The organism is Hydrogenophaga atypica (assembly GCF_042665215.1).
Classification (GTDB): Bacteria; Pseudomonadota; Gammaproteobacteria; order Burkholderiales; family Burkholderiaceae_C; genus Hydrogenophaga; species Hydrogenophaga defluvii_A.
Window position 1 is genome coordinate 44,818 of the sequence record NZ_JBHTCA010000001.1, and the last position, 19,112, is coordinate 63,929.

21 protein-coding genes are annotated in these 19,112 nt (G+C 63.9%); all 21 read right to left on the reverse strand.

The window, feature by feature from the left end:
- Positions 1–150: 150 nt before the first annotated feature.
- Complete coding sequence (locus ACFQPB_RS00225) at positions 151–2,430, reverse strand: helicase-related protein (RefSeq protein WP_247735640.1); 2,280 nt, start codon at positions 2,428–2,430, stop codon at positions 151–153.
- 138 nt (positions 2,431–2,568) lie between these two features.
- Positions 2,569–2,874 carry a hypothetical protein gene (locus ACFQPB_RS00230; protein ID WP_247735641.1) on the reverse strand — a complete coding sequence of 102 codons (306 nt, stop codon included), beginning with the start codon at positions 2,872–2,874 and terminating at the stop codon, positions 2,569–2,571.
- A gap of 89 nt (positions 2,875–2,963) precedes the next feature.
- Positions 2,964–3,284 carry a methyltransferase gene (locus ACFQPB_RS00235; protein WP_100773606.1) on the reverse strand — a complete coding sequence of 107 codons (321 nt, stop codon included), beginning with the start codon at positions 3,282–3,284 and terminating at the stop codon, positions 2,964–2,966.
- A 50-nt stretch (positions 3,285–3,334) separates the two neighbouring features.
- The gene (locus tag ACFQPB_RS00240) at positions 3,335–4,468 is read right to left on the reverse strand and encodes a DUF6094 domain-containing protein (RefSeq protein ID WP_256490839.1); all 1,134 of its coding nucleotides are present in this window, start codon (positions 4,466–4,468) and stop codon (positions 3,335–3,337) included.
- A gap of 40 nt (positions 4,469–4,508) precedes the next feature.
- Positions 4,509–5,159 (reverse strand): hypothetical protein, encoded by a 651-nt coding sequence (locus tag ACFQPB_RS00245; protein WP_009876587.1) that lies wholly within the window; start codon positions 5,157–5,159, stop codon positions 4,509–4,511.
- Positions 5,160–5,235: 76 nt separating this feature from the next.
- The gene (locus tag ACFQPB_RS00250; protein ID WP_100773603.1) at positions 5,236–5,496 is read right to left on the reverse strand and encodes a hypothetical protein; all 261 of its coding nucleotides are present in this window, start codon (positions 5,494–5,496) and stop codon (positions 5,236–5,238) included.
- 16 nt (positions 5,497–5,512) lie between these two features.
- Positions 5,513–5,920 carry a hypothetical protein gene (locus ACFQPB_RS00255; RefSeq protein ID WP_247735643.1) on the reverse strand — a complete coding sequence of 136 codons (408 nt, stop codon included), beginning with the start codon at positions 5,918–5,920 and terminating at the stop codon, positions 5,513–5,515.
- Positions 5,921–6,022: 102 nt separating this feature from the next.
- The gene (locus tag ACFQPB_RS00260; protein WP_247735644.1) at positions 6,023–6,346 is read right to left on the reverse strand and encodes a hypothetical protein; all 324 of its coding nucleotides are present in this window, start codon (positions 6,344–6,346) and stop codon (positions 6,023–6,025) included.
- A 94-nt stretch (positions 6,347–6,440) separates the two neighbouring features.
- Complete coding sequence (locus tag ACFQPB_RS00265) at positions 6,441–7,130, reverse strand: DUF3275 family protein (RefSeq protein WP_247735645.1); 690 nt, start codon at positions 7,128–7,130, stop codon at positions 6,441–6,443.
- 95 nt (positions 7,131–7,225) lie between these two features.
- Positions 7,226–8,053 (reverse strand): DUF932 domain-containing protein, encoded by an 828-nt coding sequence (locus tag ACFQPB_RS00270; RefSeq protein WP_011871441.1) that lies wholly within the window; start codon positions 8,051–8,053, stop codon positions 7,226–7,228.
- 152 nt (positions 8,054–8,205) lie between these two features.
- Positions 8,206–9,135: a DUF3577 domain-containing protein gene (locus tag ACFQPB_RS00275; RefSeq protein WP_247735646.1), complete on the reverse strand. Its 930-nt coding sequence runs from the start codon at positions 9,133–9,135 to the stop codon at positions 8,206–8,208.
- A gap of 365 nt (positions 9,136–9,500) precedes the next feature.
- Positions 9,501–9,854 (reverse strand): DUF3085 domain-containing protein, encoded by a 354-nt coding sequence (locus ACFQPB_RS00280; RefSeq protein ID WP_247735647.1) that lies wholly within the window; start codon positions 9,852–9,854, stop codon positions 9,501–9,503.
- 142 nt (positions 9,855–9,996) lie between these two features.
- On the reverse strand, positions 9,997–10,824 hold the full coding sequence (locus ACFQPB_RS00285; RefSeq protein ID WP_247735648.1) for a GTPase: 828 nt from the start codon (positions 10,822–10,824) through the stop codon (positions 9,997–9,999).
- Positions 10,825–11,113: 289 nt separating this feature from the next.
- On the reverse strand, positions 11,114–11,392 hold the full coding sequence (locus ACFQPB_RS00290) for a uridylate kinase (RefSeq protein WP_247735649.1): 279 nt from the start codon (positions 11,390–11,392) through the stop codon (positions 11,114–11,116).
- A 96-nt stretch (positions 11,393–11,488) separates the two neighbouring features.
- Entirely contained in the window at positions 11,489–12,226 is a 738-nt protein-coding gene (locus ACFQPB_RS00295; RefSeq protein WP_247735650.1) for a DUF5983 family protein, read from the reverse strand.
- A 214-nt stretch (positions 12,227–12,440) separates the two neighbouring features.
- Positions 12,441–12,833 (reverse strand): hypothetical protein, encoded by a 393-nt coding sequence (locus ACFQPB_RS00300; protein WP_247735651.1) that lies wholly within the window; start codon positions 12,831–12,833, stop codon positions 12,441–12,443.
- Between the two features lie 21 nt (positions 12,834–12,854).
- Positions 12,855–13,067: a hypothetical protein gene (locus ACFQPB_RS00305; RefSeq protein ID WP_247735652.1), complete on the reverse strand. Its 213-nt coding sequence runs from the start codon at positions 13,065–13,067 to the stop codon at positions 12,855–12,857.
- A 335-nt stretch (positions 13,068–13,402) separates the two neighbouring features.
- Positions 13,403–13,960 carry a hypothetical protein gene (locus ACFQPB_RS00310; protein WP_247735653.1) on the reverse strand — a complete coding sequence of 186 codons (558 nt, stop codon included), beginning with the start codon at positions 13,958–13,960 and terminating at the stop codon, positions 13,403–13,405.
- Positions 13,961–14,203: 243 nt separating this feature from the next.
- On the reverse strand, positions 14,204–15,784 hold the full coding sequence (locus ACFQPB_RS00315) for a DNA cytosine methyltransferase (protein WP_247735654.1): 1,581 nt from the start codon (positions 15,782–15,784) through the stop codon (positions 14,204–14,206).
- Between the two features lie 532 nt (positions 15,785–16,316).
- The gene (locus ACFQPB_RS00320) at positions 16,317–18,338 is read right to left on the reverse strand and encodes a DNA topoisomerase III (protein ID WP_247735655.1); all 2,022 of its coding nucleotides are present in this window, start codon (positions 18,336–18,338) and stop codon (positions 16,317–16,319) included.
- Between the two features lie 278 nt (positions 18,339–18,616).
- Positions 18,617–19,057 carry a single-stranded DNA-binding protein gene (locus tag ACFQPB_RS00325; RefSeq protein WP_023106357.1) on the reverse strand — a complete coding sequence of 147 codons (441 nt, stop codon included), beginning with the start codon at positions 19,055–19,057 and terminating at the stop codon, positions 18,617–18,619.
- Between the last annotated feature and the right edge of the window lie 55 nt (positions 19,058–19,112).

Below are 19,112 nucleotides of genomic sequence, written 5' to 3' on the forward strand. Positions count from 1 at the left end.
TAAGGCCGGGGGCAGCAGCAAACAATGCGAACCACGCTGCGTCCGATTTGCCGACATAAAAAAACAGCCACGTCCACGGAAACCGTGGGCGTGGCTGCTAGGTGGGAACAACAGAAAGCCGGCGGCGCTAGGCCGGCGATGGCGTAGGGATCAGGCGGCGACCAGTTGTCGGGCCAGGGCGACTTCGACGGAATCACCGTCCTGATTGAGCACATCCAGCCCGGATTCGGGCACATCGCCCGAGGTGGACTGCGAGACCATGATCTTCTTGGCCATCAGCTCAAGGCAGGTCATCTGCGAGGAGCCGGCGTAGCCGAGGTAGATCACGCGCACGGACAGCTTCTGCCCGATACGCCAGGAGCGGCGTGCTGCCTGTTGGAGCGAGTACACGTTGTAGCCCGACTGCATGAACACGATCGTCGGAAACTCCAACAGGTCCAATCCCGTCTTGACAAGCTCGGGGTTGGTGATGAGCACGTCGATGCCACGGTCCAGCTGCTCGGCGATCCAGTCCTCGCGGCGGCTGGCGTCCACGCTCGCGCGCAGCACCGCCACCTTGAAGCCTTCCTGCTCCAGCAGCACCTTCAGGCGCGACGTGGTGTCGCGCGTGCCGGTATAGACCGTGTAGGCCAGGACCTTGCGGCCCTGCGCCTTCTCCTCTTTGCAGATGTCGATCAGCTCGCGCTCTTTCGGCGTCACCTCGAACTCGTTGAACTGAGCCGGAACGAACGCCAACGTGTTGCGCGTGCGTGGATGCACCACGGTCTCCGACCGGAAGCAGCAATCCGGCCAGGCCAGCAGCACGTTGAGGACCACGCCCAGCAGGGTCGTATCGCGTCGCGCCAGAGCCTGTTTCAACTCCGCGGTCAGCCGACCCGCCAGGTCGCGGTAGGCCGCGGCTTGCGCCGTGTCCATTGCGACTTCACGGAACTCTTCGTCATACGGCGGAAGCACGTTGCCGCCGATGTCTCTGAGCTTCAGGAAGATCGTGAACGGCAGGATGCAGCGCAACACGCCCTTGGGGCCGAAGCCTGGGGCCTTGACCGTTCTGACACTGACTTTCGTGCCTTTCGCGGTCTTGTGCGCCGTGCCGGTGCTCTCGGAATAAATGTCCTTCAAGACCCCGTGATCGCGCATGAACGCCATCGCGGCCGAGGTCATGCTGCCGCTCGTGGTCGGGCGGTAGCCGTCTTCGATCATCCGCCCGGGAAGGGCTCGGAACAGCAGGTAGAACAGATCGTCGCCGTAGCCGCCCATCAACGTGCCTGTCAGCAACAAGGTCTTGCGAGCCTTCGCTGCCAGCACGCCCATGGCCTGGCCCTGGGCGCTGCCGCCGTTCTTGTACTCGTGCGCCTCGTCGGCGATGAGCAGGTCGAACATGCCTTGCGGCAGGTAGCGCTTGATGAATTCGGACGGCTGATAGCCGCCCTCGCCAAAGCCGAACTCCATGTTGGCCATCGCACGTTCCATGCGCGTGGCTTGACGGTCGGAAAATACCAGCTCGCCGCTGCCGTCCATGAGGTTGATGAACTCATGCACGTTGTCTCCCAACATGGAGGCGAGGAAACCATCACCGAAGCGTTTCATGAGCTTCTGCGCGGTGACTTCGCCGATCGTCGGGATGCGCTTCAAGGCTTTGAGAACGGCCGAGGACTGATCGCTGCCGGACAGACTTCTCGGGCGGATCAGCGTCCACAGGGGCGCGGCGCAATGGCTGCACTTCCTGCGATACTCCTCGGCTTCGAGCGCGACTGGGTTGACCGGCTCGCCGTCGAGGTCGGTGATGACCGTGCCGCAGTCAGGGCACGCTGCCACGTCGCCATGGCGGGTGCGTCGCGTGGTGAAGACGGGCTTCCAGTGGAATCCCATCCGCATCCTGACGCGCCCCAGGACAAAGAACTCCTGGCCTGTGGGCTGCACACCCAACTGCTCGCGCAGCTTGATGAGCTTGACCAGCGTGTCCGGGCCGTTGAGCACCCAGACCTTTGCGCCCGCCACCGTCTCCTGGATCTCGCGCCGCCACTTGTAAACCAAATGGGGTGGCGAGAGAACTAAGGTTCGGCGGTAGCCTTCGGCGTTGAGGACTGCGGCCGTGGCAATACCGACGGTCGTCTTGCCGCAGCCCATTTCGCCATTGACGATCGCGGCGCGTTCGCCACGGTCGATCAGCAGCTCTGCGGCGGCATGGACGACTTCGGCCTGAGCTTGGAACAGCTTGCGCTTGAGGCTGGCGACGACGAGTTGGCGATGCGCCTGCGGTTGGCCGGCATAGACCGGTGGGTTGGCGCGGTTGAGCGAGTCGAGCAGTTCGTCGCCGAACTCACCAACGAAATCCTGAAGGCTCAGGGTCAGAGGGGATGATTCCGCATCGAGCAGTTCGCCCTGCACGGGCGTCGCGTCAGCGGCAGTGGTGTCGAGATCGAGGGACATGGTGATGCTCCAAAGAAAAATGGGGCATGCACCACCCCCAACAGGGCAATGGCATGCCCCAGGGTGGGAAGATCAATCGGCACACGGCCGACGGTGGATGGAAAACGCAGGCGCTGGCGGCCTACTGGTGAAACGTGCTCAGTCTTCGGACGGCAGCACGATGGATGTGAGATGGCGTTCCGCATCGGTGACGATGCGAATGCACAGCGCACGATGAATCACGTAGTGCGATTCCAGCAAAGCACCCGATTGAAGTGCGATGCCGTTGGCTTGCCACTGCCTGTCGCTGACGTCACCCCAGTCGCCACGGACATGGCGACGGAAGTACGGAATCGGGTCAAGACGACCGGCGCGGACCAGGCGGTCGATACCTTCGCTGAGGATGAGTGCACCTACCGGAAACAGCAGGTCCTGGCAGTAGGTTTCGATATGTCGGGATGCCATGGAGTCCTCCTTGATGGATTCATTGAGCCACGACGCCCCTAGCGGAGTGAAGTGGCTCCGTCAGGTGACTGGGATGACGATGGGTGACTTCAGATCATGTCGCGCTCTTCGGGAAGCTGGACCACCGTGGTCTGGTGGTCTTCGCTGGTCTTGACGATCAGAACCAGCTCGGGCGTGATCCGGTAATAGGAGATCATCAGGTTGTCCTGTTGGAGTGCGACGTCGTTGGCCTGGCGGGTGGCTTTGTCGATCTCGCCCCAGTCACCGCGTACATGGCGCTGGACATAGGTCAAGGGGTCGATCAGGCCTTTGCGGGCCAACCAATGCACCTTCTCGCTCAACTTCAGCGAGCCCGGTGCGAACAACGGTTGCTTCTGCGGCGCGGGCCGCTTGAACAGATTTGGGAACATGGTGTTTCTCCTTCGATGTGGTACAGCAGGACAGCAGCGCGTCCGGTGGATTAACGAATGGTCAAGACGTCGCCCCGTGTCGGGGAGCCAGGCGTCATGTCCCACGCGCGGATGACAGGTACGAACTTGTCGGTGAGGATGCGGGTCTCGGCGATGGAGCCGTCTTCGCGTTCGGTGAATTCCCGCTGGAGCGTCTTGTCCTTGTGGGTGTCACCTTTGACGACGAGCACGCGCCCCGTCTTGGAGCGCACAACCCCCGAGATCGCGCCTGCGGCCAGAGCCAGGGCGAGATGCCAGTGGGACAAGGCCCGCGCCGGTGGACGCAGCGACTGCTGCGCGGCCCCCAGGTGCGTGTCCCGCGACGGCCAGAGGCCTTGCAGCCTGCCAACCTCGTCGGCGAACTGCTTGGGCTCCATCGTCACGCGGAAGAAATGCTCCGGCTCGGCCGGACTGGCGGGGACGATGTACGGCAGGAACGGCCATTCGCTCGGCAGTTCGTCGGCTTCGATCTCGCCTTGCCCAACCTGCAGCAGCAGATTGCGCACGGCCTTGACGCCATCCGAGGCCTGCTCGCGCTGGCGCACCCGCCGGCCGAAGATCACCACTTGCTTGAACTGCGTCTCCACCGCTCGGTAGATGCGCAGGTCGGTGTAGTGGCGCGTCAGCCAGCCGACCAGCTCCGCGTCGAGCACGTAGCCGGGGACGATGAAGACCAGCACGCCGCCGTATTGCAGCAACGACAAACTGCGCTGGTAGAACAGTTTTTCGAGGCGGGCACGACCCTGGCCCTGATAGCCGATGTTGCCGTTGACGTCCTTGGACAGGTCGCCATACGGCGGGTTGAGCCAGAGCAGTCCGAACGACTGCTTGGAGACCATCGTGTCCATCAGGTCCGCGTGCAGGCAGTGATCGACCAGGCCGCGGGCATGGCGTGCCCGCTCCGCGTCGAACTCGACGGCGAACGCCTTGGCCTGCTCGCGCCCGAGGGCGTGGGCGGCTTCGGCGATCGCCACGCCTTCGCCGGCGCAGGGATCGAGGATGCACATCGGCCCGTCGCTGGGCATCAGTGCGTTGAGGGCTCTTTCGAGCGTGGGTTCATCAGTCGGGAAATACCCGTTCTTCACGAAATTGCGGGCAAGCCGCGGGAACATGAGGGCCATGGAAGTCTCCTGGTTGGCGGGGATGAAAGACGGAAGCACGCCAAGGCGTGCCTCCGAGGGTGGGTCAGGCCGCTACCACTTCCGGCGTCCAGATCTTGGCCGGGTATGGATAGGCGGTGAGCACGTCACTGCGGATCAGAGAGCCCAGCGCCAGGGTCAGCGTCGGCACGTCGATGGCGAGCCGATGGCCTTCCAGCGGCCCGAGGGCGAACGGAAGGCGGCCCAGCATCTCGCGGCTTTGCAGCAGTTCCAGCACGGTCTCGCGCCAGTGGTCGAGCAGCGGCAACGGGCACGTGTCCCGTACCAGCGTCCACAGGCGGTCGAGCCGGTGGGCGCTGTCGCGTGGCAGCAATGCCAGCGCGCTGGCGTTGGCCTTGTCGGGCTTGACGCAGCGCCGGTCGAACAGCCACACGTTGGACAGCGAACCGAACAGCGTTCGCCGGTAGGCGCGCGTGATGCGCTTTTCCAGGCGATCGACGTTGCCGATGAACACCGGGACGCTGCCGCCTTGGTCGGTGATGACGTGAAACTGGTCCAGTCCCTGCTCGTCGCGCCCGAGGGTCAGGCGAGCGAGGAACTGCTGGACGGCGGTGTCCCGCGCCCAGATCGACAGGAAGATCAGGTTGCCCTGGTCGTCGCCGACGCAGGCGTCGGCCATCACATCCGGGCATTCGTCGATGCGGTACAGCGTGGTGGAAGAAGTGTGTGCGGGCATGGTGGTGTCCTCGGATGAACGGGAACAGCACCGCCCGCTGGGGCAAGTGCTGCCCCTGGGGGTGGAAGAAAACCGCTCAGTCCGGCTCGAACTGCCGGGTGTGCGGGTTGAAGTGAAGCGCCTCGTCCACCGCGGTGATCGGCGTGAAGCCGTCCAGGTAGATGTTGTTGAGGTACTGGTCGCGGTAGGTCAGTGCCTGCCGCGCCTGTTCCTCGGTGAGGCCGTTGCTGATGAAGTACTCCAGCATCTCCTCGTCGGAGGACACTTCGTCGTTGGACAAACTCCCTTCAACGAGTGCCAGCAGCGAGGGGGAGAGCGCAGCCAGGATCAGGTCCATGTCGGTTCCTCCTGGCTCAGACCATCAGCGTTGCGGCGGGTGCCGTGACAGCCGTGGGTGTGCGTCGCCGAGCGTGGTAGGCGCGAACGCCTGCACGCCATTCGGCAGACTGCTCCGGTGCAAGGTCCAGATAGGACAGCGGGCACGAGTAGTAGTACGGGTGCATGGACTCGTCCAGCGGCTTGTAACCCCACTGGGCGCCGTTGCGTTCAAGCAGATCGCAGCGGATGTAGCGCAGGGACTGGCCGGGCGCAAGATCACGATGCACGCCTTCGACTTTGGCGGTCATTTCGACCACGGACCACAGCACGTTGCCGCGCAGTGTGTGGGCGATGACCTTCGCGCTTGCGCGCTCGGTCTCTTGCGGTGCGGTCAGTTCCGCGATCAGCTCGGACCGCGATTGGTGAGAGAAATACCAGCCCATGAGAGGCCTCCTGAAAAAGTAGAGCCGGAGGCCTCCCCCGCGGGGAAGAACCCCCAGCGAGTGGTGGAATGCCGCGTGTGCGGCGATCAAACCCAGTGCGGCCTATGAACCGCATCCGGCCGGGCAGCAGCCCAGTTCGATGCCATGCGAGCAATAGCCGTTTGCGGCATTCCAGTCCTGGGTTTCCTGCCGTTCGGCAGGCGTTGCGTAATCCCATTCCTGAGCTGCGATTTCTAGCGCTTGAACGCGCTGGTCATCCGGCAATCGGCTGGCGTGCGTGTCGATCTCCGAACTGAAGAGCGTCACGTAGTGGTCGTAGGACAGGCCGCAGCCACGCTGGGCGTGTTCAGCAGCCGTCCTGCAAAGAGCCCGCCACACGGTTTCATCCAGCGTTGAACGGGGGGTATCGCAAGCGATGGTGGACATGATGAAGACCTCCAGAAGAAAGCCGGGGCCTCCCCCGCATGGGGAAGGAACCCCGGCGGGTGGATGAAGAACACCGCGGATGCGGCGTCTGCGATCACGCAGGTTGCAGTTCGGCCTGGCGGCTCCATTCCTGCGTCTTGAAGTCCAGCGCGTAGCCCAGTTCGCCCAGGCGGGCGATCTGTGTGCGCAGGGCGCGGCGGTCGATGGTTGAATCCAATTTCACGGACTCGCCCAGCGGCCACAGCAGGCCGAACAGCGCGGCGTCGCCGTCTTCGATGCTGCCAGGGGCAGCGGTCGCGGCGGGCGGTGGCGCATCCACGCCGAAGGGCGTGGTATCGACCAGCGGGTCAGCGGACGCCTGTACGGGTGCAGGTTTGGCGGGCCTGGACGTTCTGGCGGGCTTGGCCGGCGTTGCCGCAGGCTGCGCCCCCAGCTCTTCATCGAGTGGATCGACGTCCTGGGTGGCGAAGCTGCGGGCTTCGTCGCGGCTCAGTTTGTCGATGCCGTTGAGCGTCATTCCGTCCAGGTTGGCGCGGATCTCGAACCGCATGCCGTCGCCGACCGGATAGGACTTCGGAAAGATGTAGCGGATGATGAATTCCCCGTCGTATTTTCCTTCGGGGTACTGCTCCAGCTCCGCATCCTTGACCGCGAACTTGCCGATGGGGGTGACAAGGCGGCCAACGGTGAACGGGCCGTTCTTGCCGCGTATGGTGCGCAGCGTGAGCTGGCCCGGAACAATGATGGGCGATACCGATTGCTCGGGCGCCGATGTGGTTGCCATGTTGGTTCTCCTGATGACGAATAGCGGGCCGCCGACGGCGCCCGGTGGATGAGAGGAAATGGACCTCACCCGAGCTGGGCGAGGTCCGCTTGGCATCACGCCTTGAGCTGGCGCATGCCTTCGGCCAGCAGCCACAACGCCCGGTTCAGGCGCAGGTTCTGGTCGATTCCTTGCACCGGACGGGTGCGTTGATTGCGGCCATTGGCCGAGCGTCCATTCAGTCCCCCTTTGACGAGGTTCTCCTGGACGCGGTTGAAGACGGCCCACAGGTCGTTCTTGCGATCGTCCCAGCGCCTGGGCGCCAGAAGTTGGCTCTCCGTGACAGGGGTGGACTTGGCCGGGTCGTCGTACTTGAGTGCGAGCGCGGAATTCGCAAAGATTTCCGCTTCGCCCTCATCGAGGGTGATGGTGCGCATCGCATCGCGCGCGTCCTGCACGCGCTCGAAGCCTTCGAGAACCTCGTAGGCGCCTTCGATCACCTGGCTTGCCACGTCGCCCTTGTGAGGAACGCGGATGTCGGCGGTGGTGTCACCGCAGACCAGGCCGTTGTGGCAGACGAACCGGAACATGCCGGCAAGCATCTGGTAGCTGCTCGTGCCGTCGTGGCTGTTGAGCAGGATGATCTCGTTCGCCTCATCGCCGTTGATCTGGCTTGCATGGCGAAGTCGGATGAGATGCTTGGTGTACTCGCGCCGATCCTCGTTGCGCACGCGCGTCTGGCACACCATGAAGGGCTCGAAACCCTCCTGGCGCAACCTGGTCAGCACGACCGAGGTCGGTATGTAGGCATACCGATCGGACCGGCTCCCATGTGGAGCGTCGGCAAAGATCGAGGGAACAACGGCACGAATACGGTCGTCCGAGAGTGGGCGATCGGAGCGCAGGATCGGGGATTGCGGAGCAAAACGGGATGCCAGAGACATGGCTGATCTCCTTTGAGAAATGCGGTAACCGCGCGGTCGTGTGACCACGCGGGACTCGGGGGATGAAAAGACGCAAGCACCTTTGGCGTCTTGGGGACGCGGCGGATGCTGGGGAGGAGAAGCGACAAGGCCCCATGAGGGGCCATGCCGGATCAAAACGAAGCGACCAAGGCCGGCTCCTGCTCCTCGACTTCACCCTCGGGCTCGCGCTCGGCGGACTCGACGGGTAGGTCGGAAACGGCGTCGGCGGCAGTGTCGATGGCGTTGTCGGCTTCGGGCGCGGGTGCGTCCTCCACCGTTGGCGCCTCGGCTTGCGCTTGGCTCATCGGATAGACCTGGGTGCCATCGATCTTGATCAGACCGATGTGGATCAGCGTCGACTCCAGGCTTGCGGCCGGTGCCCCAGCGTGCTCGCCCTTGGTACGGATGTACGGATCGATCTTCATATCGTTGAGACGGAAGGCGATCAGCACCTTGCGATCCCCTTCGATGGCCTGCACGCATCGGCGAACCAGATGCTCGGCCCCGGGGGTGGCGACGATCGTGTCGAAGTACCGATATTCCGGTTCATCGACAGGTCCGGCCAATGCGGCGATGGAGCACGACAGGAACGGATCGCCATCCTTGGGGGTGACGTCCTTCGGACGGTTGAGGTAGCCGATGCCACGGGTAATCAGCTCATGCTGCTCGATTGAAGCCAGTTCGGCCCGCTCGATCGGCTCGGCCTTGAGCAGTCGCGCCTTGAGGGACGCGGCGGCCTTGCCCTGGTTTTCGCCCTTGTCGCGGATGTACGCATCGCCCCAGAGGTCGCCAAGGCGGAAGCGCACCAGCGGGCGCTGCTTGGGATCGTCAACGCCGATGTAGCGCTGAACGAGCTTCTTGGCCTCGGCACCCGAGACCTTGACATCGAAGTAGCGGTAGCTGGGGTCCCTGGCGGGGCCGACCAATGCGGCGATGGTGCATGCCAGGAAGGGCTGCGCACGGCGGCCGCCCCTGACGGGCACTTCACGGACACGCTGGATGTAGCCGATGCCCGATGTGTGGAGGTCGAAATACGATTTCTCGTTGGACGTGGTGTTCATGGTGAATCTCCATTGGGAAAAGCGGAGACACACCGAGCCCACGCATGCGGGGAAAGGTGCGTAACCCCGCGGTGGGTTGATAAGGCGAAAGCATCCACCACCAGAGACTGGTGGCCGCTCGCGTATGGATGCGGTGCGAGCTGGCTCGGTCACGCAGTGGAAACTGCGCCGCAACCTCGAAGACCGATGGTTGCCTGGCATGTCGCTGACAACGTCAGCAGGCATGGGGTCAGCATGGGCGGCCCTTGCGCGCGCGGCAGCAATCAATTGGCATCCGGGTGTTTCCCTTTGTCCACGCAGCCCGGTTCAGCGCAAAAGAAAGCCCCCGGTGCGGGGGCTGCGAGGGGCGAGCGTCAGTTGCCGCTCTATGCGGGAGGAACCACCTCCAGTGACAAATGTGTGGCGGTGGCCGACAGCATCAGGTCGTCTGCGGTGTGCAGAATGCGCGTGAATACGCCGTCCTTCGGGTCGAAGTACTCCGCGAAGTCGTCGCCGCCCAGTTCGGCGCGCGCCAGTTCCCACCAGTCGTCGAACGGGTCGGTATCCGGGTTGCAGCCGACGGCATAGGCCAGCAGCTTCACACGCCCATCCGGGCGTCGCTCTCCCTGCTCGGCGAGGAAGTACACGCCCTGGTCCTTGACCAGGATGACGCGGCATTGACCAGCGATCGCCTCGGTCAGCACAGGCCGCAGGTCGGAGCCTTTGAATCGCAGTGACATGGTTGAAATCTCCTGTGTGGAATAGAGAAAAGGCCCTCCACCCGGATGGATAGAGAGCCTGTGGGGCACATGGCCAATGGGCTGAAACGACGTGAGGGAGCCTCGTGTCAGCCGAAGAACCCCCAGGATTCGGTTCCCAGGGTCATGCCGGTACCGCCTGGCGCTGCCGGGTAGCCTTGGCGTCGATCACGCTCACATCGATCACGCTCACATCGATCAGGCGCCAACGTCCGTCGTCGACGAGTCGCTCCAGCACTTCGCCGAGCATGTCGAAATACACCTCGTCATGCCGATCGAGCAAATCGCCGTCGCGGTGTAGCTCCACCACATAGGTGTCGCCGCCTCGCTCGTACAGCACCGTCACCCGGCCCTCGAACTTCGCGGTCGAGACCGTAAAGCTGATCGCAGGAGGTGTCTCGACGATCTTGGAAGGCTTGGGATCGACCCAGGTGAAGTCCCGGGCTCCCGCATCGACCAGCATGTGGGTGATGCGCCGGAAGCCATCGGGCGCCGGCATTTCCTCCAACTGCTGGATGAGCTGGCCCAGTTCCATGCACTGCGGCTCGGGGATGGGCAGCTTGGCCGGCGCAGAGCCGAGGATGTGCGTCTTGACGGTGTAGGGAACCCCGTCGGACGTCATCTCGGTGCGCTCTTCCGGGGTGTCCGCGCGCAGCCCATCGAAACGGCGCCGTGCGTAGGGTTGGACATGCACCTTGGCACCTTCGTCGGGGACGGTGGTCACCAGCTTGGAATCGAGCACAGCGAATTCGCTGGGCTTGAGCTTGACGACGATGGCGTCGTCAGTGATTGCGACTACCTTCCCGTCGAAGGACTGGGGGTCGATGGCGAAGCCCCATGTCGAAGACTGCGGCTGATCGTCGAACACGCGGTACTTGAACGACCGCACGTTGCGGGGCACGTGGCCTGCGACAAGCGAAGGCATCATGGATTTGATGAGGGAACGGTCCATGGAGAATCTCCTTGAGAAAGAAACAAGGGATTCCCCGCCCGCAAGGGAGAGGTCCCTTGTGGGTGGCGTGGATGGACGCGGTACGTCCGTGGAAAACATCGACCAGCACGGTTTCCCGTGCTTGCAGCCTTGAAGGTCTCGGCTGCCTGGGCATGTGTCGGCAACGCCGACGAACATGGGGGAAGAATGGCCCGGGAGTAAGCGGCCCGCCCGCAGGAAACGGCACCCCGCCGTACCCGCTTTACAGCGCTCCGGGCAAGAAAAAGCCCCTCGAAAGGGGCTGGAGATGTCAGGCTTCGTACACGAAGTAGTGTTCGCGCTGACGCGGGAAAAACACGTGCTTCCACGTGTCGCCGCTTGTGTTGCCACCGTCGAACACGACCATTTCGTAGTCGTCAATGTCGGTGTCCGCCAGATCGGCGCTGTCGATATGGCGCATGTGCAGCGTGCCGCTCATGCGCTCGAACACCAGAATCTGGCCGATGGCGTCGTTCTGGCTCATGGCGTTAACGCAGGCTCCAAGCTGATTCTCGAAGTCAGGCGTAGGCGAGATGAGATCGGGGAACATGAGATTGCTCCTATGGAATTGAACCGGCCCAGCTCCTGGTGGGAGGCGGGCTGGCATGTGGGGGATAAAGGGGAAGGCTTGCGCGTCGCGCGTCTGCTAGATCTCGGCCAGTGGCAGGCCCAGTAGCGCGGGTGCGTCAGCATCTAGGATGAGGATGCGTACATCGGCCTGGCCGGCCAATTCAAGGATGTTCGCCAGGTCGTCAGGCATGCCCTTGTCCCGGTGCTCCTGCCGAAGCTGCTCCGCACTGATGCCCTCGGCATACTCCAGGTTCTTGTCTGTCCAGGGCGTGGAAATCAGCTTGACGCCGATCGCCGGGCTGTATGGAACCCGGAAGGCGATGAACAGAAAGGCCTCCGGCGTCGCAAGGTCCGCTAGGCTGGCCAGGTACTGGCCGGTTTCCTGGCTGATGTGCGCGCTGCTGATTTCCCAGCATCGGCTGTAATAGCCGGTCTCGAAACTCAACCGCTGCACCACGTCTCGCGCGGCCTCGGCCGAATAGGTATCACCGACGTGGACCGGGCGACCGTCCAGGTCGTCGCCATGGATGGCATAAACCACCGCACCCACCACGCCTTCGCCGCTGACGCCTTCAATGGCATCGCATTCGGCCATCAGTTCGGCACTGACAGGCACAGTGCCATTCCTGACCACCGCGAAGTCGCTGGTGACGATGCAGGGGGAAGAAACCAGCTCCTCCTCGGAGAGGTGCTGTTGGCTCGCGTGGATGTTTCGCCACACATGCGGGCTTCCGTCTTCGTAGCTGATGCACAGCGTTCGGACGATTTTCAGATTCCAGTAGCCGCGTACAAAGGGGTTGGGATTCTGGGTCATAGGATTTCTCCAGATTGAATAATGGAGCCAATCCCCGCCACCGGGAACTGGACCCCGGTGGGTTGAAAGTCGAAAAAGCGTCAGGCGGCACTGATCGATGGCTTTGGACCAATCGGCGCTGGCTGACGGAGGGAAAATTGAGGGACATGGCCTGGTGGGCGCATGTCCCTCATGGGGTGGCGAACGACAAGGTGGTGATATTCCGGAAGCCGGCTCACCAACCGCTGTAGTTCACCAGCAGGTCGGCGATGACCTTGCGGCGTTGCAGATCGAGACCGTCGAAGTCCGACAGTCCTTGGAAGTGGCAGCGCTTGAGCATGGCACCGCCCTCGCGCGCGTTGTAGAAGCTGAACATGGCGGACAGGAACATGCGTTCTCCGCTGCTCAGGACGCCGAGAGCGTCGTTGGCACGCAGCATGTCGGGACGCAGATCCCACTTGCTCTTGGCCTGGTTCAGGCCTTCGCGTGTGCCGTCGCCAAACCATTGCGGGCCAGCGATCTCGACACCGCGCTTCCAGGCCTCGAAGAAGGCTTGGGGCGCGGCGGCGAAATGCTGCTCTTCCCACATGATCTGATCGACGACTTCCTGTGGCAAAAGCTGGTTCATGACGTGATTCCTCCAGTTGGATCAGGGCGTGGCGAGCTGGGACCAGCCGCCTCTTTCGAGGGCACGTTGAGCCGCGACATAGCTGCGGAAGTACTCGCTGGATTCCCGCGAAACGGGACCTTCGGTATCGTGCGTGCCGATGTAGTGGCCGGCGGCGCTATGCAGGACTTCGAGCGGCAGGAACTTGCCGCAATGGATCAAGGCCAACTGGCCGAAAGAGGCTTGCTGGGACATGGATGGGCTCCTTGGAGAAGCGGGGGCCTTGTCCCTCACGGGATGGCAGCTCCCGCATGCGGTTGAGAAAAAGCATCGGCGTCACGAGGACGCGCGTCCGCAGACTCGATGCGATAGCGGACTGGCGGGTGGCGCGGAGAGAATCCGCGGCAGCCTGGAAACCCTGGCTGCTGGCATGGTGCTGACGGATCAGCGACACATGCACGCAGCTTCGTGAGCGAGTCGAGCCACGTCAGCCGGAAATCGGCACCTGCTACAGCCCCTATTGGCGAACGTGGAAAAAAGAAAGCCCCGCAGCAAGTGCGGGGCTATCAGGACGGGCAGGCGATGCTGGATCAGCGAGGCTTGTCGCCCAGCACATGCTGCTTCCATAGGGCGAATGCTTCATCCGGTGCTAGCTCTGCAAGGATGACGATGGGCTGGCCCTGACGGGCGCGCAGCGATGCGAAATACGCCGGCCTGTCTGCGATGGCCTTGAGCTTGATGCCCTTGAGGAACAGCAGCTTGCCGTCTTTGATGAACAGCACCTTGTTGCCGACGTCGCGGTTGAATGCGGTGCGCAGCTTGCGCTCGGCGTACATGGCACCGGCCAGTTGATCGACGAGGAAGTCCAACGTAATGTCGATGATCAGCGGCTCTTCGTCCTCTCGTTCGAGGTCGAGCGAGGCCGGCGGAAGGCTCCTGGTGAATTCCTCCGCCTGGGCCAGAAGCGCGATCTGGCCTTGTAGCGCACGCACGAATGTCGATCCGCCATGTCCGTCGTTGCGGGCCTCGGCAATGGGAATGCCGTCGAATTCGACAATGGCGGTGAAGCACAGCGTTTCCTCGCTGGCGAAATCGGCCACCTTGAGATTATTCAGCGTGATGCGGTCTTGTTGGGTAATGGTTTCCATGGGAAGTCCTGAGTATCGACCGGGTGACGACACGCCCCTGACGGGACGCGGCATTCGTCCCGTGGGTTGGAGAAAGGAGGCATCGATGCCCCGGTGGGCAGCGTTCGCCGGTGGATGCCGGGGCGAACTGGCGGGTGGCGCGGGTGGAACCCACGGCAGCCTGGACACCCTGGCTGCTGGCTGCTGCCGACACGTCGGCAATGCAGAAGGAAGAATGGCGTGGCCGGTTGGCTGCGTCGTGCATCAATCCGATGCGCTCGATCCCGTCTTTTGCAGGCACTGCACCAGCCGCTGACCCAGCCACGCGACGCAGGGCACGGCCATGGAATTGCCGATCGCCTTGTAGCGCGGGGCGTCTGCGGCGGGCTTGCCGCGATAAGGGACCAGGGTGTAGTTGTCGGACATGCCTTGCAGACGTTCGCATTCCACGGGCATCAACCGCCGCACCCGCCACTGCGACCAATCCCCCGGGCCGGGTTCATTCCAGTCGTAGCGGAAATGCGCCTCGCAGTCGGGAGCCAGCACATAGGGCTTGTTCGCGCCGCCGTCGCAAGTGCGCAACGCCGCCGCGACGCCGCCGCCAAGCTCGGCGGCAAGACCCTGCCGACCCCGCAGGGCAATGCAGGCCACCGTCGGCACCCCATAGCCCGGCTTGCCGTTGGACAGGACGGTGCAAGCCACCTGCCCATGGCCCGACTCGAAGCGCACTTCGCCGCGATTGTTCTGCGCGAAGGCGATAGCCGGCACGACACCGGCGTTCGCATGGCTGTTGCGATGCCCACCAGCACGTAGCGTCGGCGTCAGATCCATCGTGGCATCCGCGCCGCTGCCCTGGGCGGTGAAGGCGATGATCGGCACACCTTTGCCCGTACCGTCCTCGCTGCTGCCCTTGCCGCCGTTGGCGGTGTCGAGGGTGTGGCTGATGCTGCCGGCGAACGACTGCACCATGAACGTCTCCGTGCGGATGTCATGCTTGGGGCCAGCCGCCATCAGGCATGCAGCCACATCGACAGGGCCGATGCCTCCGCTGAATCCGAACGTCGTCGTGACCTTGCCGTAGGGCTGCTTCAGTCCAGCAAATCCTGCGTATCCGCCTGCTGCTTCAGTACCAGATCCAGCAACACGGGCAGCTTCTTGCCACGGCGCGCTGCCCGCAGAAGAATCCCCGTGCAGGCCTGCGCGCTCAAAAAGTACTTCGACGGGATCGAGGCCATCTCCACCACTTGCCACAAGAAACACACGCTTGCGGCGTTGGGCGACGCCGAAATATTGAGCGTCGAGCACGCGCCAGGCGATGCGGCGCCGGGGTCCAGACACACAACCTGCGTGCGCCCATTTTTGCCCTGGCGGTTCGAGCGCACGGCTTTCTCCGGCCAGTGCTCCCAGGAAATGCCCGAAGGCGTTGCTGCGGTCGTTGAGGACGCCGGGGACGTTTTCCCAGACGAGCGTGGCCGACGTGCGGCCGTCTTGGTAGCGGGTTTGGTCGATGGCATTAGCTAACTCCACATAAGCAAGGGTCAAGGCTCCGCGCGGGTCATCCAGTCCCCTGCGTGCACCGGCAACGCTGAACGACTGGCACGGCGTGCCGCCGACCAGGATGTCGGGGGCCGGCACAGTGCCGGCGCGAACCTGGTGGGCGATCGAGGTCATGTCGCCCAGGTTGGGCACGCGCGGATAGTGGTGGGCGAGCACGGCGCTCGGGAACGGTTCGATCTCGGCGAACCACGCGGCTTCGAGGCCGAGCGGCTGCCATGCCAGGCTCACTGCCTCGATGCCGCTGCACACACTGCCGTACAGCAGCGGCGCGCAAGGTTGAGGGTGCATGTCGTCTCTCCTGTTCGTGTGGCCCAGGCCAATGGCCGGACCGGGACGTTGATGGGCAGGAGAAAGGCGCCGAAGGCCCTGCGGCCTTCGGCTCGGGAGGAAAGAGGAACCACCCGTGGGCTGATTGGCAGGCCCGGTCGTCGCTAGAACCGTCTGCTCTCAGCAATCACACCCGACCCATGTCGTGGCTGGGGCCGGCATCGTCTGGCGCACATCCGCGCACAAAGGGAGCCCGTTTTTGCACCGGCGGGCACCGGCACCGATTACCGCTGACCACGAAGGGTCTCCCGGTGGCTCGTGTAGGCTGGCAAGCCACCGGGAGACCCTTCGCAGAGGGCGGAAGAAACGCAGATCAACAGAACGCGCGTGGTGCGGCTCGCGGAGAAGCTACCTTCAGGTCCCGCGGCCGGGGACGGCCAGGCGGGACGCGCACACGGATCAAGAAGGCGTTGCGCGCTGGGCGTCCCGCAGGGCATGCGGGACACGGGCCACGCCGCCGAAGGCGGGCACGGCTCACGGGGAACGGGGTCGGTCAGGAGCCTTTGCGGCCGCTACGGCGCGGGCGCGAGGCGCCGCGCTTGGAGCTGCCGGATTCGACCGGCAGCGTGCCTTTGCAGTCCGGGTAGCGGCTGCATGACCAGAACGGGCCGCTCTTGCCGCTGCGCTGGCGCGTGGGTGCGCCGCACTGCGGGCATGCCGGCCCTTGGGGAACCTTGATGGACAGGGACGCGCTGCCGTACTGCGCGATCAATTGCGAAATCCATGCGGCCTGCTTGCCGATGAACACGTCCAAGGTGAGCTGGCCGGCTTCGATCATGTCGAGCGCCTGTTCCCAGATGGCGGTGGTGCCAGGGTCGGCAATCGCCGCAGGCACGGCATCGATCAAGGTGAAAGCCGCGTCCGAGGCGCGGATGGCGCGCCCCTTCTTCACAAGGTAGCCGCGGGCGATCAGGCCGCCGATGATGTTGGCCCGCGTCGCTTCGGTGCCGATGCCAACCGTATCCTTGAGCTTCTGCTTCAGGCGGGGATCGGACACCAGCTTGGCGACGCCTTTCATGGACTTGACCAACTCGCCTTGCGTGTACGGTTTGGGCGGCAGCGTCTTGAGTGCCTTCAGATCGAGGTCGGCCACCTGGCATGCCAGGCCCTCGCGCAGCGCCGGTAGCACCTGGGCGCGGGCCGCAGTGTCGCTCTCGCCATCAGCGTCGTCGGTCTGCGGCTCGGTCAGTACCTGGCGCCAGCCCGGGATGACAACCTGCTTGCCGGTAGCCGCCAGATTCTGCCCGCCGCATGACAGCTTGGCCACGGTGCGGTCGAACTCGTGGTGAGGGAGGAACTGCGCCAGGTAATGCGACCGGATGAGCCTGTACACGGCCAGTTCCTTGTCACTCATGGCGGAGAGGTTCGCCGGTTCAAGCGTCGGAATGATGCCGTGGTGGGCCGTGACCTTGCCATCGTTCCAGGCGCGCGAGCGCTGCGAACGGTCGAGCTGGCCCATGATCGGGTGCAGCGAGGGATCGGTTTTGAGCAGGCTGTCGAGAACGGTGGGCACTTCGGCAAACATGCTCTCGGGCAGATAGCCGGAATCCGAGCGCGGGTACGTCGTGGCCTTATGCGTCTCGTACAGGGCTTGGGCGATCTCCAAGGTTTCCTGCACGTCCAGCCCAAGTTGCTTGGAACACACTTCCTGCAAGGTGCCCAGGTCGAACGGCAGCGGCGGGCCTTCGCGCACGCGCTCGGTCTCGACCGATACGACCTGGGCGCTGCCGGCGGCGCGGATCTGCTGCATGGCCTGCTGTGCGACCGGCTGCTGCAGGCAGTGGCCTGCGTCGTCGGTGCAGGCATCGGGTGGCACCCATTGCGCGTTGAAAGCCTGGACACCTGCGGACAGGGACACGACGATGGCCCAGTACGGCACGGACACGAAGGCTGCGATCTCGCGGTCGCGGTCCACGACGAGCTTGAGCGTCGGGGTCTGGACGCGGCCGACTGACAGCACGCCGTCGTAGCCGGCCTGCCGCCCCAGCACCGTGAACAACCTACTGAGGTTCATGCCCACCAGCCAATCCGCACGAGATCGCGCCAGCGCCGAGTGGTACATCGGCAGCGTCTCGGCCGAGGACCGCAGCTTGCCGAGGGCGGCGCGGATCGACGCATCGTTCAGCGCCGACAACCACAGCCGCTCGATTGGCCCGCGGTAGCCGCACAGGTCGATGATTTCGCGAGCGATCAACTCGCCCTCGCGGTCGGCATCGGTGGCGATGACTAGTTGGGTCGCCTTCGCCAGGAGCGCTTTGACGACCTTGAATTGCGTGGCGGTCTTCGGTTTGACCTCGACCCGCCAATGCTGGGGAATGATGGGCAACTGCTCGATGGACCAGCGCTTCAACTGTTCGTCGTAGGCTTCCGGTGCTGCAGCCTCTACGAGATGGCCGATGCACCAGGTGACCGTGACGCCGGAACCGTTGAGGCAGCCTTCACCGCGTTGCGTGGCGCCAAGAATCCGGCCAATGTCTTTGCCCTGGGAGGGCTTCTCGCACAAGAACAGCCGCATATCCGTCCATCCGATTCCCGTGGTTCATGAGTTGCTGGAATCGAGGATGCCGAGCACCACTGAGGGCAGCAGCAAACAAGCCGCATGCGGTGGCGACCGCTTTCACGGGATGAAATGGCGTGTGCGGGGACGACGCGTGGCCGGAAGTGTGCGGGTCGGGAGCCGCGATTTCCGGGAGCGCGTGGAACTCGGTGGACGTTGGTGGAGCTATCCCCTGGGGATAATTCGCAGCGCATGGAGGGCGGCGAAGCACTGCAGCAGCCGCCCTCCATGTAGGGTCACTTCCTGCGCTTCGTTTCCTTCGGTGCCGCTGGTTCCTGGGTGGCCTGGGGCTTCGGCTCTGCCTCCTGTGGCTTCGGGCTGAGGGTCACGGACTCGATGCGGTACGGCAGGATGCCGACACTGCGCGCGTTGACCTGCCAAGTCTCACGCGGCTGATCTTCGTTGTCCGTCCAGGGGTCGCGCTCCATGCGGCCGACGACCAGCACCCGCATGCCCTTCTGGTAGAGCTGCTGCCAGCGGTCGGCGTCGTGGTGCCAGAGTTCCACCGGCGCCCAGAAGCCGCCGCGGTCCTCGAACTCGCCGCCTTTGGTGGGAACGGGGTTGTCGAAGTACACGTTCAGCCGGAGCAACCGGCGAGGATCGTCGTTGCCGTTGGGGAATTCGCGGTACTCGGGAGGCGAGCCGATGTTGCCCTCGCCGATGAATTGTGTGCTCATGTTGATATCTCCGTGGTGGTTGAAATACCCGTGCCTGGTTGGACTCGGGCGCGTG